12 protein-coding genes are annotated in these 14696 nt (G+C 59.9%); 7 read left to right on the top strand and 5 right to left on the bottom strand.

All coding sequences use genetic code 11. The features are described from left to right. The first annotated feature begins 32 nt into the window (after nucleotides 1–32). The 4 genes from shn_RS31905 to repC all read left to right on the top strand — a co-directional run bounded on the left by shn_RS31905 (nucleotide 33) and on the right by repC (nucleotide 4611). Nucleotides 33–407: a hypothetical protein gene (locus shn_RS31905; RefSeq protein WP_064334495.1), complete on the top strand. Its 375-nt coding sequence runs from the start codon at nucleotides 33–35 to the stop codon at nucleotides 405–407. Between the two features lie 601 nt (nucleotides 408–1008). After that, complete coding sequence (gene repA / locus shn_RS31900; protein WP_064334494.1) at nucleotides 1009–2226, top strand: plasmid partitioning protein RepA; 1218 nt, start codon at nucleotides 1009–1011, stop codon at nucleotides 2224–2226. Then, nucleotides 2223–3233 (top strand): plasmid partitioning protein RepB, encoded by a 1011-nt coding sequence (repB, locus tag shn_RS31895; RefSeq protein ID WP_064334493.1) that lies wholly within the window; start codon nucleotides 2223–2225, stop codon nucleotides 3231–3233. Before repA ends, repB begins: the two co-directional genes overlap by 4 nt. A gap of 160 nt (nucleotides 3234–3393) precedes the next feature. Then, entirely contained in the window at nucleotides 3394–4611 is a 1218-nt protein-coding gene (gene repC / locus shn_RS31890) for a plasmid replication protein RepC (RefSeq protein ID WP_064334492.1), read from the top strand. A 396-nt stretch (nucleotides 4612–5007) separates the two neighbouring features. On the opposite strand, the gene shn_RS31885 is transcribed toward repC, so the two are convergent. Beyond that, the gene (locus shn_RS31885) at nucleotides 5008–5691 is read right to left on the bottom strand and encodes a ParA family protein (protein ID WP_064334491.1); all 684 of its coding nucleotides are present in this window, start codon (nucleotides 5689–5691) and stop codon (nucleotides 5008–5010) included. A gap of 481 nt (nucleotides 5692–6172) precedes the next feature. On the opposite strand from shn_RS31885, the gene shn_RS31880 reads away from it, so the two are divergent. Together shn_RS31880 and shn_RS31875 are read left to right on the top strand one after the other, a co-directional pair. Then, nucleotides 6173–6541, top strand: a complete 369-nt coding sequence (locus tag shn_RS31880) for a plasmid mobilization relaxosome protein MobC (protein WP_050746820.1) — start codon at nucleotides 6173–6175, stop codon at nucleotides 6539–6541. Beyond that, the gene (locus shn_RS31875) at nucleotides 6531–9107 is read left to right on the top strand and encodes a relaxase/mobilization nuclease domain-containing protein (protein WP_064334490.1); all 2577 of its coding nucleotides are present in this window, start codon (nucleotides 6531–6533) and stop codon (nucleotides 9105–9107) included. Before shn_RS31880 ends, shn_RS31875 begins: the two co-directional genes overlap by 11 nt. An 8-nt stretch (nucleotides 9108–9115) precedes the next feature. On the opposite strand, the gene shn_RS31870 is transcribed toward shn_RS31875, so the two are convergent. After that, nucleotides 9116–9334 carry a hypothetical protein gene (locus shn_RS31870; RefSeq protein ID WP_050746818.1) on the bottom strand — a complete coding sequence of 73 codons (219 nt, stop codon included), beginning with the start codon at nucleotides 9332–9334 and terminating at the stop codon, nucleotides 9116–9118. A 523-nt stretch (nucleotides 9335–9857) separates the two neighbouring features. On the opposite strand from shn_RS31870, the gene shn_RS31865 reads away from it, so the two are divergent. Next, a complete protein-coding gene (locus shn_RS31865) occupies nucleotides 9858–10271 on the top strand; it encodes a helix-turn-helix domain-containing protein (RefSeq protein ID WP_050747111.1) in 414 nt (137 codons plus the stop codon). Nucleotides 10272–10453: 182 nt separating this feature from the next. Here shn_RS31865 and shn_RS31860 read toward each other — a convergent pair whose 3' ends face one another. The 3 genes from shn_RS31860 to shn_RS31845 are packed head-to-tail and all read right to left on the bottom strand — an operon-like array spanning nucleotide 10454 to nucleotide 14617. Next, entirely contained in the window at nucleotides 10454–11890 is a 1437-nt protein-coding gene (locus shn_RS31860; protein ID WP_084438712.1) for a response regulator, read from the bottom strand. Continuing rightward, nucleotides 11890–12777 carry a HAMP domain-containing sensor histidine kinase gene (locus shn_RS31850; RefSeq protein ID WP_064334488.1) on the bottom strand — a complete coding sequence of 296 codons (888 nt, stop codon included), beginning with the start codon at nucleotides 12775–12777 and terminating at the stop codon, nucleotides 11890–11892. Before shn_RS31850 ends, shn_RS31860 begins: the two co-directional genes overlap by 1 nt. Continuing rightward, nucleotides 12767–14617 (bottom strand): AAA family ATPase, encoded by a 1851-nt coding sequence (locus tag shn_RS31845; RefSeq protein WP_064334487.1) that lies wholly within the window; start codon nucleotides 14615–14617, stop codon nucleotides 12767–12769. Before shn_RS31845 ends, shn_RS31850 begins: the two co-directional genes overlap by 11 nt. Nucleotides 14618–14696 lie beyond the last annotated feature (79 nt).

Below are 14696 nucleotides of genomic sequence, written 5' to 3'. Positions count from 1 at the left end.
CACCTTTTCGTCAGAGCGAAAAGGAGGCTTCTATGACAGAACGGAAAATCACCGTTATCGACGGCGGCAGCGCAAAATACTGGAGGCAGCGGAAGGAGGGCTTCCGCCTCATCCACGAAGCGGAGCGGGCTGCGAAGCGACTGGCCGATGCACCGATGTATCTTCACGGCGGCTACGACGAGGATGGCGACGTGATCGCCATCGAAAATCTCCGCCCTCATGACGATATGGAGGATGCGATCCGGGCGATCGAGGCGAACGAGACGGCCGTGAGTATCCTCGTGGCGCAGGGACGCACTAGGATAGGAGGCTGCGAGATCAGGGCGGTGATCAAGGCGTTGGCGCCCGACTATGACGGCATCGAGGATCCGGAACGCAATGCGCTCTGGGGACCGGACACCGAGTGAGATGCAGGCGAAAGGCGGCTACGGCCGCCTTTCGCCTGCATCTCGACGAGCGAGCCTGATCAGCCGGTTCGACCGGCCGACCAGGCTGATGAAAGAGGGGCGAAGCCCCCCTCTCAACACTCACCCCATGGAGGAAGGGGCAAGCCCCCTCCTCCAAACCGCCTCCCGAAGGGAAGGGCAAGCCCCTCCCTTGAACCCACCCATGGGGAAAGGGGACGGTTCCCTCCTCCCTTTCCCCAAACCCCTATCCCTCTCCCTTTGAGTCGCGATGGATGGTAAGGTGCTGCTCGACAGGCCATTTGATCGCCAAACAAAAAGTTCTCAGCTGAGAACTTTTCATTGATCCTGCCGGATCAGGGGCCGCCTCTCCGGAGACTCAATATTTCTCCGGAGCGATATGAGCTTGGCCAGTCGTTCGATAAGAGCGCCGACTGGACAGCTACATCGTCGCCAACAAAAAGTTCTCAGCTGAGAACTTATAGCAAGGTAGATGCGGGCGGTGGAAAAGGTTAATTTCCGTTAACCCATTTTCCCTTGACCGACTCTGCGACTCGGAGCAATTTACGCTCATTCTTCGATTTCACCAGATTGAGCGTTTACAATGACTCCAGTCGCTAGTCCGCTGCAAGAGCGTGCATCCGCCATACCTTCGCTAACACGCTTGATCGAAGCGGATGCCAGCCTTCTCAGTGCTCAGCTTCAGCAACTACGCGCTCGAGCGTTCCCGCCGACTGCCGAGAAGCAGCTGCGGAAATTCATGGCCGGCGAGGCTGCGAAGTTGATTGGAATCAGCGATGCGTATCTGCGCCTTCTCCAGGGCGAGGGGAACATCCCCGAGGCGGAGAAGAATGGCGCGGGTCGGCGGATGTACTCACTTGAGCAGATCCACGAAATCCGCCGCTACCTCAGTACGAACAAAAAGGGGTACTCGCCACAGCGGACTCCTGGCGAAGCGCTTCAGGTGATGGCCGTCACCAACTTCAAGGGTGGCTCCGGAAAGACCACCACCGCGGCGCACCTCGCGCAATATTTCGCGCTTCGCGGTTATCGAACTTTGGCGGTTGATCTTGATCCCCAAGCATCCCTTTCCGCTCTTTTCGGCATTCAGCCCGAGTTCGACCTTGAGCCGAACGAGACGATCTACGGCGCCATCCGGTACGATGATCAGCAACGGCCGTTAGGTTCGATCATTCGGAAGACCTATTTCGCCGGCCTTGATATCGTACCGGGTAATCTCGAACTGCAAGAGTTTGAGCACGACACACCCCGCATATTGAGTGAGCGTGGTCGGGGTCGCGAAAACATGTTCTTCACACGGATCGCGACCGCGCTGGCATCCGTCGAACAGGACTATGATATCGTCATCTTGGATTGCCCGCCTTCCCTTGGCTACCTCACGCTTTCGGCCCTTTGCGCGGCGCGAAGCGTCGTTGTCACGATCCACCCTCAGATGCTCGATGTCGCTTCGATGTCTCAATTCCTCCATATGACAGCCGGGCTCTTCGACGTCGTGGAAAGGGCAGGGGGGAATGCCGAGTACGATTTCTTCCGTTACGTCGTTACTCGCTACGAGCCGAGTGATGGACCGCAGGGGCAAATCGTCGGTCTCCTGAAGAGTCTGTTTGCCGATCGCGTTCTCACCAACGCTGTTCTGAAGTCGGCGGCGATCTCCGATGCGGGGATCACCAAGCAAACATTGTATGAGGTCGGCCGAGAGAACTTCCATCGCGCAACCTATGACCGCGCCATCGAAGCGCTCGACAACGTCAATGGCGAGATCGAAAAACTGGTCAAGCAGAGTTGGGGACGAACGGTATGAGCAAACGCCGAGACGCACTCGCCGGATTCCTATCGCCGATCGAGCCGACGGCCGAGGGCGTCGTGCGGACCAAGCCGGTGGTCCAATCGGGCGCCCTGAATTCGATGAACCAGGCGATTGCCAACCTCGCCACGGAAGCGGAGGAGGCAGAGCGCCTTCGCGAGCAGTTGGAAGCAGGAGAAACGATCGTCGAGATCGATCCGACCGTGATAGAACGTTCGTTCATTCGAGATCGGCTGGGCGGATTTACCGGCCCCGAGTTCGATGCCTTTCGCGAGGGAATACGTTCTGCCGGTCAAATTATCCCTGTCCTTGTGCGCCCGCATCCGCAGCGTCCTGGGGAGTATCAGCTGGCATTTGGTCATAGGCGCGTTGAGGCTTCCCGTCAGCTCGGCCGCAATGTCAAAGCGATTGTCCGCAACCTCTCCGATGATGACCTCGTCCTTGCACAAGGCAAAGAGAATTCCGATCGAGAGGATCTTTCGTTCATCGAGAAAGCCTTTTTTGCGCTTCGCCTCGAACAGAAGGGCATTCGTCGACAAGTGACCATGGATGCGCTGGCCATCACGTCCAAAGGTGTGTTGTCGGGCATGATTTCCTTGGCCAGCGCATTGCCATCGGAGTTGATCGAAGCGATCGGACCGGCGAAGTCGATCGGTAGACCACGCTGGGAAGCCTTCACGGAGCTTGTTCGTAATGACCAGAGCCGGGGTGTCTGGCGCAACCTCATCGAAGAGAAATCATTCAACGCGTTAACGAGCGATATTCGCTTCGAGAAGCTTTTTAAGGCGCTGTCTCACCGAAATGAGACGACCAAGGACGAGCAGATCATTCACTCGGCCGAAGGTAAAAGGATCGCTACCGCGCAAACGGGGAAAAGGGCAGTCAAGCTGACCATCCCGACCAAGGATACGCCAGAATTCGCCGCATTTCTGTTGAGCCGCTTGCCGGAGATTTACTCCGCATTCGTCGCCCAGAACGGAGATGCAAAGGATCAGAAAACGTAGGAGTTCAGCCCAAAAGAAAAAGGCCCCCAAACGTTGCCGTTGTGGAAGCCTTCCTCGTATCTGTCGCAAGAACGAGAATCGCATTTCCACGAATCGCAGTCAAGAGTCTTTGGCACCGTTTGGTGAGCGGATTTCTTTTGCCATTTGAAAGGTGAAGGAAATGCAGACAGGACGCGTGACGACGCCCCACGGGCGGCGGCCGATGACGCTCGCCCTCGTGAGAGGTCAGCTCGAAACGGCCGATCGAGGCCCGGGCAAGGCGGTCAGCAAGTGGAAAGTCTTCAATGACATTGGCGAGACGAAGGATGTCTTCGGTCTGCAAGACCGTTCAATCACTGTTCTGCAGGCGCTGCTGAGCTTCTATCCGAGCGACGAGCTTTCCGACGAGAGCGGCGGCCTGGTCGTTTTCCCGTCGAACAACCAGTTGTCTCTGCGCGCGCATGGCATCGCCGGCACGACCTTGCGCCGGCATCTTGCCGCGCTGGTAGACGCAGGATTGATCGAACGCCGCGACAGTCCGAACGGCAAGCGCTATGCGCATCGGGGCAGGGGAGGGGAGATCGAGGCTGCATTCGGATTCAGCCTTGCCCCTCTGCTCGCCCGTGCCGCCCAGATCGCGAACCTTGCGCAGCAGGTCGCCGCAGAGCGACTTCAGTTCAAGCGCGCCAAAGAAGCGTTGTCGCTTTGCCGGCGCGATGTCCGCAAGCTCATCTCCGCGGCCATGGAAGAGGGCGCGGATGGTGATTGGGCGACGATCGAAGCTATGTTCATCGGCCTCCTGGCGCGTCTCCCGCGCTCGCCTCACCGCGAAGACGTCGATGCGGTGCTCGACGAAATGGAGCTTTTGCGCGAGGAAATCATCAACCGCTTGGAAATTCAGGTAAAAGCAGAAAAAATGGACGTCAATGACCACCATAACGGTCGTCACATACAGAATTCAAAACCCGAATCCTTCCATGAACTTGAACCTCGCTCAAGAAATGAGCAGGGGGAGAAGCCGAGCCAGAAACCAAAACAGATTGCGGAGCCGCTGAAGGCATTCCCGTTATCGCTGGTGCTGAGAGCGTGCCCGCAGATTGCCGATTACGCGGTGGGCGGCCGAATAGACGGTTGGCGCGACCTGATGGGGGCCGCCGTCGTGATCCGGTCGATGCTGGGCGTCAGCCCGTCGGCCTATCAGGAGGCGTGCGAGGTGATGGGGCCTGAAAATGCCGCCGTTTCGATAGCCTGCATCCTGGAGCGCGCCGAGCACATCAACTCGGCCGGCGGCTATCTTCGCGACCTCACGCGCAAGGCGGCGCGCGGCGAATTCGGCCTTGGGCCGATGCTGATGGCCGCGCTGCGGGCGAATGGCGGAGGCGAGAAGCGAAGCGCATGATCGCCCGCTTCCTGCTTGTGTCAGGAAATGTCGGGGATCCGATCCGCGATCTTCAGCAGATAGTCATCGATGGCTTCCTCGATGTAGCTGTTGAACTTGCGCCGCTCGATCGCGGCGAGGATCTTCAGCTTCTTGTGGACCTCGGCGCGGATATGGATGCCGGTCGTAACCTTCTCGGTGTCGCGGAAACGTTTACCCGCAATGGGATCGCGGCTTTCGCCCTTGGCGACCAGATCGCGGAACTGAGTCCTGCCAGCTGCCGCTATTGGCGATGCGCCGCCATCATCGTCGGTTTTCGCCGGGGAGGAGAGTCCATGGTCTTTTCGCGGACGGATGGCCGGTCGCGGCCGGTCGAGATCAGCCCGAGGACGAGATTCTTGTTGTCCGATCCTTCGCTCATAGCAGAGCCTCTTTCGCCGTCGACCTGTAGAGAGTCAGCAGCTCACCGAGTAGCGTTTCCATCTCGGCGATTGCCTTTGGATCGGATTTCGCGGCGGTCTGCAGCGTGCCGGCGGCGCCGATCGACTGATAGGCGGCACGCCGCGCGATCGGCTGCGACGAAAGGGCGACGCCGCTTTCCCGCAGGATTTCGCGCAGCGGTTCATGGGCCTTGGCCCGGCCCGTGACGAGATCGTGCTGGTTGATGACGATTAGCGCCGGCAGCTTGCGCTTCTGATCTTCCTCGACCACCGGAATATGGTTCAGCGCGAGCTGCATTCCGGCGACCACATCGTCCTGGGTCGTCTGCAGCGGGATCAGAACAATGTCGGCGCAATAGAGACCGGCGAACAAGTTTTCGTTCGTGGTTCCCTCGATATCGATGAAGACGATCTTTCCTTCGAATTGGCGCTCCAGCGCCATCTTGTAGATCCGGTTCGGGTCGAGGCAGCTTTTCGCTTCCAGCCGGTCCGGCCAGATGTTCATCTGCTTCGACATGGTGACCCAGCGCATTGTGTTCGCCCGGCTGTCGGCATCGATGAGGAAGACGTCGTTGCCGGCATGGGCGGCGGTGCCTGACAGCGCCCGGACGAGCGTGGTCTTCCCGGTCCCGCCCTTCGGGTTGGCGATGGTGACGATCATTGTGGCTCCTTGATTTCAGTAAACTATAATTAATTCATCTGCCTCTTTTCCGCAACGAAATCATTGCCCGTTGTTCATTGCCCATTGATAATTGACGATTGATGACTGCCCACCGGCAACGGGCAACGGTGAAGGGGCAATCATCAATTGACCGTTGATAATGAGCAATTTCCCGCTGCTAACTAACCGTTTTTAATGGTTAATTGCCAATTAACCGCGATGTCACTGTTAACCAGAGCGCGGGTAACGGGCAATTGTTCATGGGGAGACGCTTTGGCATAGGCGCCGGTCGTGTCGGGTGGGTCGAGAGCGCCTGTCTGTCTGGTGCTGTGCCTGTGTAATAAAATATAGTTTAGTTTTCTATGGCAGGATAGTCAAGTTTGTGGTACAAACTCGACGTCGCCCGCCTCCGGCAGGGCTGTAGTTCGCGCCTCTGGCGCTCTGGGTCGCCTCCGGCAACCTGGCAAGCGGGAAGGAAACGATGCGAAGCGAGGTGGTCAGGGTCCGTCTTCAGCCGGAGGAGCGAGAAGCGCTCGCCGTCCTTTGCGGAGAGAACCGCACCGCCAGCGACGTCATCCGGCTGCTGTTTCGCGAACAGGCGGGCCTTCCGCTCCCGGTCGGGCCAACCGAGGCCGACGCCCTGCGGGGGACGAACGAGGAGTTGCGGCGCATCGGCATCAACCTCAACCAGGCGGTCCGGGCGATGAACGAGGGTCGCGTCGGTTACGAACCGCATCTCGACGCGGCCCTGCGCACCCTCCTCGATGGCGTGTTCCGGCTGCGCGCCGACGTCGATCTGATGCTGCGGATCAGCCGCAAGGAGCGGAGGGGAGCTGGCCGTGGCGCATGACTGGTCCGGGCTGCTTGGTGAGATCGAGGCTTTTTCCGCCCGCCGCGCCACCTCGTTGATCGACGAGGAAGAGGAGCTGCGTCGCCGGCGCGCGATCGGGGACGCCCTGTCGGGCGGGGAGCCGCCGCGCCGATTTGTAGCCAAGGGCATCGCGAGCAAGGCGCACCCTGGCGCCGTGTCGAGAAGCGAGCCGACAATCGCGTCGATCCTGCAAGTGCCACGGTCATCGCAACAGGACGTCATTGCGCTGGTCGGAGCTTTGGGTGCCGACGGCAAGCGGGCGGATGATGATGAGCTGAAGAAGTCGGACGGCGGGGGAGGGGGCGGGGCGTCCTTTGCAGCCGCGCCGCGTGTCGCCCGTCCTCTGAGCGCGCGAGGCGCAGCGAAGGACAGATCCAAAGCGGAGACGGCGAGCCGCGCGGCGATCGCCGCCGGTGCGCAGCCGGTGGTGATCAAGGTGACATCGACCGTATCGAGCCGGGCGTCGGCCGCGGGTCTGATGACCTATCTCGGCACGCGGGAAGTCGAGAACGAAAACGGCGAGAAGGGCAAGGTGGATATCCCGGTTTACGATCAGGATGGCCTTGCCATCACCAGCCGCGAAGAGCGCGCCGCCGCGCTCGCGGAGTGGGGCGCGGATTTTCGCGATGCCTATGCGGTCAACGCGCTCGCGACCTTTTCCATCACCCTTTCCGATGAGGTCGACGACGACACGCTCCACGATGCCCTGAACGCCGCCTTCGGGTCGAAGCCCTTCCTCTATTCCCGGCATCCGGACGGCAAGGTCTCGATCTATGCGGTGACCGATCTGCCGGCGAAGAAGATCGCCGGCGCGCTGAAGGCACGCGAGAAAGGCGAGGGGCCGGCGCGCGCCGTGGAAAATGCAGAGTCCGATTTCGCGCGCCGGCTGGCCGACGCCGGCTTGTCGGCCGAGGTCCGCATTCTCGGTGCAGCCGTCTCGGAGAAATCCGGCCGTTACTTCCTCGAAAAGTTCCTGCGTACGGAGAAGGCCATCACCACCAGCGAAGGCGATCGGGCCAAGTCCGGCTCCAGCGTCAAGGAAAAAGCCGACGGCATCTGGCGCTCCTGGTCTTCGCACATTCGCACCGTCGAGCCGCGCAACGCTTTCCACATTATCTTCTCGGCGCGGGCCGGGACCGATCCAGAGGCGATGACCCGCGCCGTGCGGGATTTCCTCGGCGAGCAGGTCGCCGGCCATCGTTGGATTACGGCGCATCACCCGGAAACCGGCCATGTTCATATCCATGCGATGATCTCGGCGCGCGACGATGTCGGCAAGGCGCTGCGGCTCACCAAACCGGAGCTGTACGAATGGCGCGAGCGCTTCGCGGCAAAGGCGCGGGAGCAAGGCATTGCCATGGTCGCCACTCGTCGCGCGGATGTAGCCGCGACGCGGGCTTATAGTCAGGCGCAGGCCGGCGCCTATGAACGCGGCAGACAGGATCCTCGCTATCTCAAGACGACGGCTGTCATCAATCGCGTCGAGCGAAAGCGCGCTGGCGTCGTCGACCGTGCGTCGCTCACGAATGGCAACCTCGCGCTTGCCCCGAAATGGCAGGCGACCGCGAGCGCCCTGAAGCGGGCCGTCGCAGAGCCTTCCGTGATTGCGGCGGCCGACCGGTTCGCAGCCGCGGCCACCGCCCAAGCACCGAATACTGCTGCTCGGGCCAGCGGCTACGTTCTCCTCCGGTTGGACGTCGAACAGTCCATTCAGCGCGAGACGATGGCGGTGATCGTCGAGGGGGCCATTGGCGTCGAGGCCAAGTTGATTTCGGCCGAGGGCAAGTCCGTCCAGATTCTGGCGCCCACCACCGTGAGCGTCAGCAAGATCGAGCGCGAGCTGGCCAGGCAGAACGACGAGACTGGCCCTGGTTCCGAGACACGTTCGGTGACCCGAGATTTCCAGGCGCGGTTGCTGGCGCATGGATTGCGCGCCGCCGTCGTCATCCAGGCGGCGGGCTCCGCCAAGCATGGTGCGCCGTCGCCTTGGCTGCAGCAGAAATTCGATGCCTTGGCCGAGCGGTCCGGCGCGCCGCGGAAGGAGCCCTTGGCGGAATTCAAGACCCTGATCGCGACCATTCAACAGCAGAAGGAAAAGGCCATGCCCCTATCGTTGGAACAGTTCGACGAGCGCGTCTCGCGGGCGAACAAGTCCATGGACCGCCTGGAGACGATGGTCGACAGCAGCGCGGAGCGTCAAGCGGTCGATGAGATGCGCAAGGAAATCTCCGCGCTGTTCGAAGAACAGCGCCGTGACATCCAGATGCAGCAGATGCGCTCTGTCAACGACACAGCGGGGGGAGGGGGCACGCCGCCGGCGGCGCGCGTCGACGAGGCGCGCACCCAGGACCGGCCAGCGCCGGCAACCGTCGATCCCGCGATTGCCGCCCAGCAGCAGGCAATTGCCGCCGGTCGCGCGTCCCGCGCGGCGCGGGAACAGACCGGCGCGTCGAAGGCTGCCCAGGACGAGCAGCGTCAGCAAATCCTTCGGCAGGCGGAACAGGAGCGCCAGCGCGGCAACGACCGGGACGGAGCCGAACGGTAGGCGCGTTCCTATTCCTCCATCAAGCCGTCGAAGACTTCCAGGAGGGCGTTGACGATGGCCTGGCCAAGCGCATTGGCCGAGGCGGCGACCTCATCGTCGCCCTTGTCTCGGGTGGCGATCGCAAGGTTGCCGCCCTCTTCGGCGACAATCGCCTTCGCCCGCTCGATGGCCCAAAGGGCAAAATCGCTCCGGTTTGAGATCGTCATCGTCTCGGTGGTCTCATCCATGGCGTTTACTCTCCCTCGGCGCAGCACAACCCACTGTTCGTTTCCCTCTTCGCGAAATCCAGCCATATCGCCGGGTGCCTATCGGCGGAACCACTTTCAGCATCTTCGGACTGAATTCATTTAGACTTTCTACTCTGAATGTTTGCACCGCGCCGCGTGATCGCCTAGACTCACGAGCGAAGCAGTCACGCGCTGCTTCCGAGCGTCAATCCCTTTTTCAAAATCCCTATACGATTGATTTCGTTCATTCTTGGCCTTCGATCCGTGTCCCTTCCGAGCACACTAAATCGTTTGCCGAAGAGGTTCCGGCAACGCTAATATCAACGATATTGTCCTGCCCGCAAGATCAGGAGTCTCTCCGTAGTCACGCCGTGCTGGCCGAGCTGCTGGCGGCTACATTACGTTGTTCAATGGAACAAACAGGTGGGACCAATAGGAGCCGCGGCTTCTGATGTTGACCGGGAACTATCCCAGGCAACGAGCCAAGGCTTACGACATCATCGAGACGATCGGGGGAAATTGAATGGCGAAGATCCCCGATCCGATCGACGTCGAAGTCGGCGGCAAGATCAAGGCGCAGCGCCGGCTGGCCGGTATGAGCCAGAATACCTTGGCCGACCGGCTCGGCGTCACCTTCCAGCAGATCCAGAAATATGAAAAGGGCACCAACCGGGTGAGTTCGAGTCGTCTCGCGATGATTGCGGAAACCTTCGGCGTGCCGCCCGCTTATTTCTTCCCGGGCTCGACGGTCGACCCTGGCCAAGCCGTGGCGGCCGCGGCGCCGGAACTGGTCAGCTTCATCGAGACCAACGAGGGCCGAGACCTCAACGTGGCGTTCGCACGGATCAGCTCGCACACCATCCGCAGGAAGGTGGTCGGCCTGGTGACGGCCTTGGCCGCTGCGCTTCCTTCCGTGCAGGGTGATGCCAGCGAATAGCGCTTGGAGCGCAAAATTTCGCACGGCGGCTTCTTGAAGAATGCTGCAATGCAGCATACATTCGGGTGGTCGGAGCTGCACTCCTCCTCCCAGCAGCTTCGGGCAACGACTGGCAACCCTCCTCCTCCCAAGTTGTCAGTCAGAATCGAAGCCCGGTGCATCTCCTCCCGCACCGGGCTTTTTCATGCGCCTTCGGCGCCACGCAGCAGCCGCTCCATGCACCCGCGGATAATGGCGCGGGCCAGTATTTTGTCGGTATCGCGGTACTTCAACTGCCGGAGCGCATAGCTGTATCCGACCGCCCATACCTCTTGCTCCGATCCCGCAACGCCCAACGCCCAGGCCCGGCAAGCCCTAATATAGGCCTCGTACGGTGAGCCGGCGCAAAAGAGATCAATCTCGGTCCAGCCTATTGCCTGGTTTTCTGTAGGCCATCCTGCGCGATCGGGTGCATCCGTATGAAAGATTGTGCTCAACTCAAGAGCAACAGGGTCGAGCGAGGCAAGCGAACGCCCAATTTCGGGATAGTCGATTACCATTGGCCGTGCGAAGTCATCGAAAAGAACATTCGCACAGTGCAAATCCCCATGCTGCATGCAGCGCGCCGCGTCCACCTCGATCGCTTCAACTGCGCCCAAGTCAAGTCCCGCAAGCTCCTCGCCGAGTCCTTGGAGGACAACATCACCGACGACGCTCCGCCGAATGGTTGAGACCCGCAACCGCTCAATCTGGCGTGCTCCATGCCAGATCGCGTGATCGGCACGAACCTGCGCCGGGACGGCCGCACCGGCGATCGGGTCATTGGTAAGGATATCGAAAAGGCTTCTCACCTCAGCCCCAACCACGCCGTAGAATATGCTTGCGAAACTGCCGGCGCCCAGTGCGATCTCGGCGGTCACTTGAGGAAAGGAGCCAGGTGCAAGCCTCACCACCTCTGAATGATACTTCGCTTTCTCGACCGCGATCTCGCTAAACACTCCAAGTCTTGCTACCGACGTAATTTGAGCGGCGCCCGCGGCGTTGAAAACCGTGACCCGTAACACCCTTGCACCCGAAAGCCCGCCAGCGAGCTGACGGACTTCGACTCGGCTGCCGCCGTGCGTTCGTCCAAAGAGCCTTAATAGGCGCATTTCCTCCCCGCGCAGGTTCACGGGGGCGTCCACGTATTCCAAGTGAATCTGGTCAGTTCTTTGAACCTCCGCGCGAAACGATCGCACGGCGGCGACGCAATCGTTCATTCGATTTTTCCAGAACACCTGGTGGATAGGATCCTCGCGGCCGCAACAATGTATATCGCCACGTCGACCATGGTCGCGGAGCATGTCGACGGGAAAGTCCGGATCCACAGTGCCGGTGAGAAACCATACAGACGTACCGGGAAGCTGCTCGGCAATCGCTTGGAACACAGCCCATCCATGGTCTTGATGATCATCAAGAAAGTCGTCTTCGGTCGGAATACGACGATCGAGGATTACCACATCGAAGGGCTCCTCCGCGATTGCGGTAAGCGCTCCCAATCTACTACGCCGCCAAGTCACCTCGCAGCCGTCGATGCCGCGAATTGCCTTTTCGATCGATGCGGCAAAATCGACGTTGTCCTCAACTAGCAAAATGCGCATCAACCCACCGCCTTCGGCCAACGCATCTCGAATCGGACTCCACGGTCGCCCGGGATGAGGCGGACACTGCCGTTCAGCGACGTCATCGCCTGCTGAGCGGTTGCGAGACCCATACCGAGATGTCCTGCCTTAGTGGTTGAACCGATCTCAAAGGCGCGAGCCACATTGCCCCGAAATCCGACGCCACTGTCGACGATCGCGATCCAGACGTCCTTGTCGGTAACTCCCCAATTCACTGCGATGTCTGGATACCGAGCGTCTTCAACTGCAAGCGCGAGCGTTGCGTCGATTGCGTTGCGCAGCCCATTGGTAAAGCCGAGACATATGAGGCCCTTGTCTGCTTCGACCGTGCATTCGTGTGGGCCTGCGCGTAAAATGCTGACAGGACCCGCCCCTGCTTCCTCCTCGATCCATTGATAAATGCAATTTGTGAGCGAGATCTCTTCGATTTTTGGAGCGCTGGCGGCGCGCCGCAATCGGGCTAAGCCAGCCACGAGCGCCTCCATCCGATCTAGCCCACGCTTTGTGTCCGAATTTTCAAAGTTGGGAACCTCAGTTTCCGCGGACAGACGAAGCGAACCAAGGATAGGTTCGATTTCATGAATGATCTGCTTGGCGGTCGTTTCGAGCGCTTCGGAATAGATCTCGGCTGTCTGGTCAATCGGGAGGTCTTGCTTCTCGACTGGTGCGGTTCGGATCTCAGTTGGCGTGGCCCTCTGAATCGCCCGCCGCAAAGCGCTCGCGACCCACGCCACCGTTTCGACCGCGAGAGCCTTTTCGATAAGCGGGACATGGGTAGCCTGTGCGTGGTCCGCGAGATGGCGCGCTGCTTCAAGGCGCTCACGAGGATCCGAAGAGCTTAGCTTCCTGAATGGATCAATCGTCACTGGCGCCGCTCTCTGCGTAGAAGGTGGCGCGTCGCTGGAATGCCTCCAATCCGCCTTCCATGATATTGGTGATGGAATGGACCACCTCTGTATCGTCTAGGGCACCCGCAACGTGGACGAAGCAACGATCTCCATCTGATTCAAGATGGGTCACCAAGTCCGCATCGCCGAGAACAGGGATATTTGGATTGTGAGTGGCGATGATCGTCTGCGCGGATTGACTGCGGGCACGTATGGCGTGGACGAGTGTGCCCACGACAAAGGCATTGTCGAGATGGTCCTCCGGCTGATCGAGCGCGATAATGCGCTCGTTGTGCTGCAGAATGATTGGAAGGACCGCAGTGCAGCGCTGTCCCATCGACAGGAAGTCGGTGGTCTTGAAACTTGTCCCGTCGAGGAGCTCGATGATGACTTCGTCACCTACATCGGTAACAAAAAGCTCAGTTCCCGCATCGCCGCGCAACGATTCAGCAAGGCGATGAGCGCGTTCCTCGTTGATCTCTAGTGCGTTGGCAATTTTGGCTGCGTCGCCCTTTTCCGCCAGGATCGCGATCTCCTGCGGGCTAAATGTTGCGACGATGCGCTCGGCAAGTTCGCGATAGCGCAAACCGCTTCCTCGCAAGGCGCCATTGAGCACGCTGAGATAGGTGCGATAATCCGCCAAGGGCTTAACGGTAACCCGGATAGCAGGCGATAATGCACGAGTGAGCCCCGATGCAATTTGGTGGCGGCTTTTTGTAAGTTCCTGCGTCTGGGCGTGCAATTCGTCGAGCGCGGCCTGGCGCTGGTGGTTCACCCTATTGATTCTCTCGATCCGCTCGGCCTTGAGGGCCGCTAGGGAGTTCAACGCGGCGATCTCCTGGCTGAGTTCGCTGATCTGGCGATCGAGGATACTGGCACCCTTTTGCTGCTCCTCGATTTTTTGCCGAACTTCACGGCTCTGTGCGTCGGTCGCCGCTTTCTCGTGTTGAGCGGTTTGCCGGAGGCCATCTAGCTCCAACGTTATCCGGCGATACTCGTCAATGGTGGTCGCCAACGTCCGGTTTACTGCCGTAAGACGGCTTCGGTGTGAACTAAGTTGGTCAGAGGTCGCTGCCTCCACGGGCCAAGCCTCGATCGTTGGTCGCCTGCTGCAAATGAGTTCGAGTTCGTCTGTCCACTCGCCAAGTTTTGCGGCCGAACGCTCTATCGACGCCGCGCGAACATTTGCGGCACTCGCTAGCGGAATTAACTCGTCGAGTTGACGCCGCAGGGCGTCCAGCTCAACGCTACGCGCTCGCTGTGCCGCACCCTGGTGTTGTAGCTCGGCCAAGTTTGTCTGGATTCGTGGCAGTGCCAGTAGTCTTTCTGATATGTCATCAATTTCAGCGAGTAGGGCGCGAATCTCGCTTGAAGCCGACCTAATGCGCGCATGCAGCGGCGCCTGCCTTGAGGCGGCCGCGCTCCTTCCCGACACGAAACCATCGATTAGGCGCATGCGCGATTGGGAGCGTGCTCCAATCTGCTCGACTTCCTTTTGGGAGAAGACCAACGGCGCTGCGACATCAATCGGGCATTGGTCTTCGTCATCACTGGCAATCCGTGAGACTTCGATGCGCTCGTGTTCATCGGTGAGTGTTATTGTAATCTTGCCGTCGCCAAGCACGCCGAGGGCGTGTTCGAGCGAGTCCTTTGCAATCGTATCGGATGAGGAAGGTGCCCCAAGACAAAAGCGAATAAGCTCAATTATCGAACTCTTACCCGTGCCCCGTCCGCCAATGAGAACATTCAGACCGGGACGGAGATGTTGGTGGAAGCCATCGAGGGTCCCGCCTTCGATCCTGATTGACTCGATCCACACTCCAGCTTCGCCTTTCAGTAGTTATCTCTGCGATCGGTAACGCACAGCAGACTACCGATTTATTGGCGCTATGCACAGT

The sequence above is a fragment of the Shinella sp. HZN7 genome (assembly GCF_001652565.1).
Taxonomy (GTDB): Bacteria; Pseudomonadota; Alphaproteobacteria; order Rhizobiales; family Rhizobiaceae; genus Shinella; species Shinella granuli.
The sequence above is the reverse complement of the archived record's forward strand: the minus strand, read 5'-3'. Positions and strand labels throughout refer to the sequence as shown.

Coding starts and splice junctions, on each gene's coding strand:
- shn_RS31870 (WP_050746818.1), bottom strand. CDS start 9,334: ATGGATGAGACCACCGAGACGATGACGATCTCAAACCGGAGCGATTTT.
- shn_RS31860 (WP_084438712.1), bottom strand. CDS start 11,890: ATGCGCATTTTGCTAGTTGAGGACAACGTCGATTTTGCCGCATCGATC.
- shn_RS31880 (WP_050746820.1), top strand. CDS start 6,173: ATGCGAAGCGAGGTGGTCAGGGTCCGTCTTCAGCCGGAGGAGCGAGAA.
- repC (WP_064334492.1), top strand. CDS start 3,394: ATGCAGACAGGACGCGTGACGACGCCCCACGGGCGGCGGCCGATGACG.
- shn_RS31885 (WP_064334491.1), bottom strand. CDS start 5,691: ATGATCGTCACCATCGCCAACCCGAAGGGCGGGACCGGGAAGACCACG.
- shn_RS31905 (WP_064334495.1), top strand. CDS start 33: ATGACAGAACGGAAAATCACCGTTATCGACGGCGGCAGCGCAAAATAC.
- repA (WP_064334494.1), top strand. CDS start 1,009: ATGACTCCAGTCGCTAGTCCGCTGCAAGAGCGTGCATCCGCCATACCT.
- shn_RS31865 (WP_050747111.1), top strand. CDS start 9,858: ATGGCGAAGATCCCCGATCCGATCGACGTCGAAGTCGGCGGCAAGATC.
- repB (WP_064334493.1), top strand. CDS start 2,223: ATGAGCAAACGCCGAGACGCACTCGCCGGATTCCTATCGCCGATCGAG.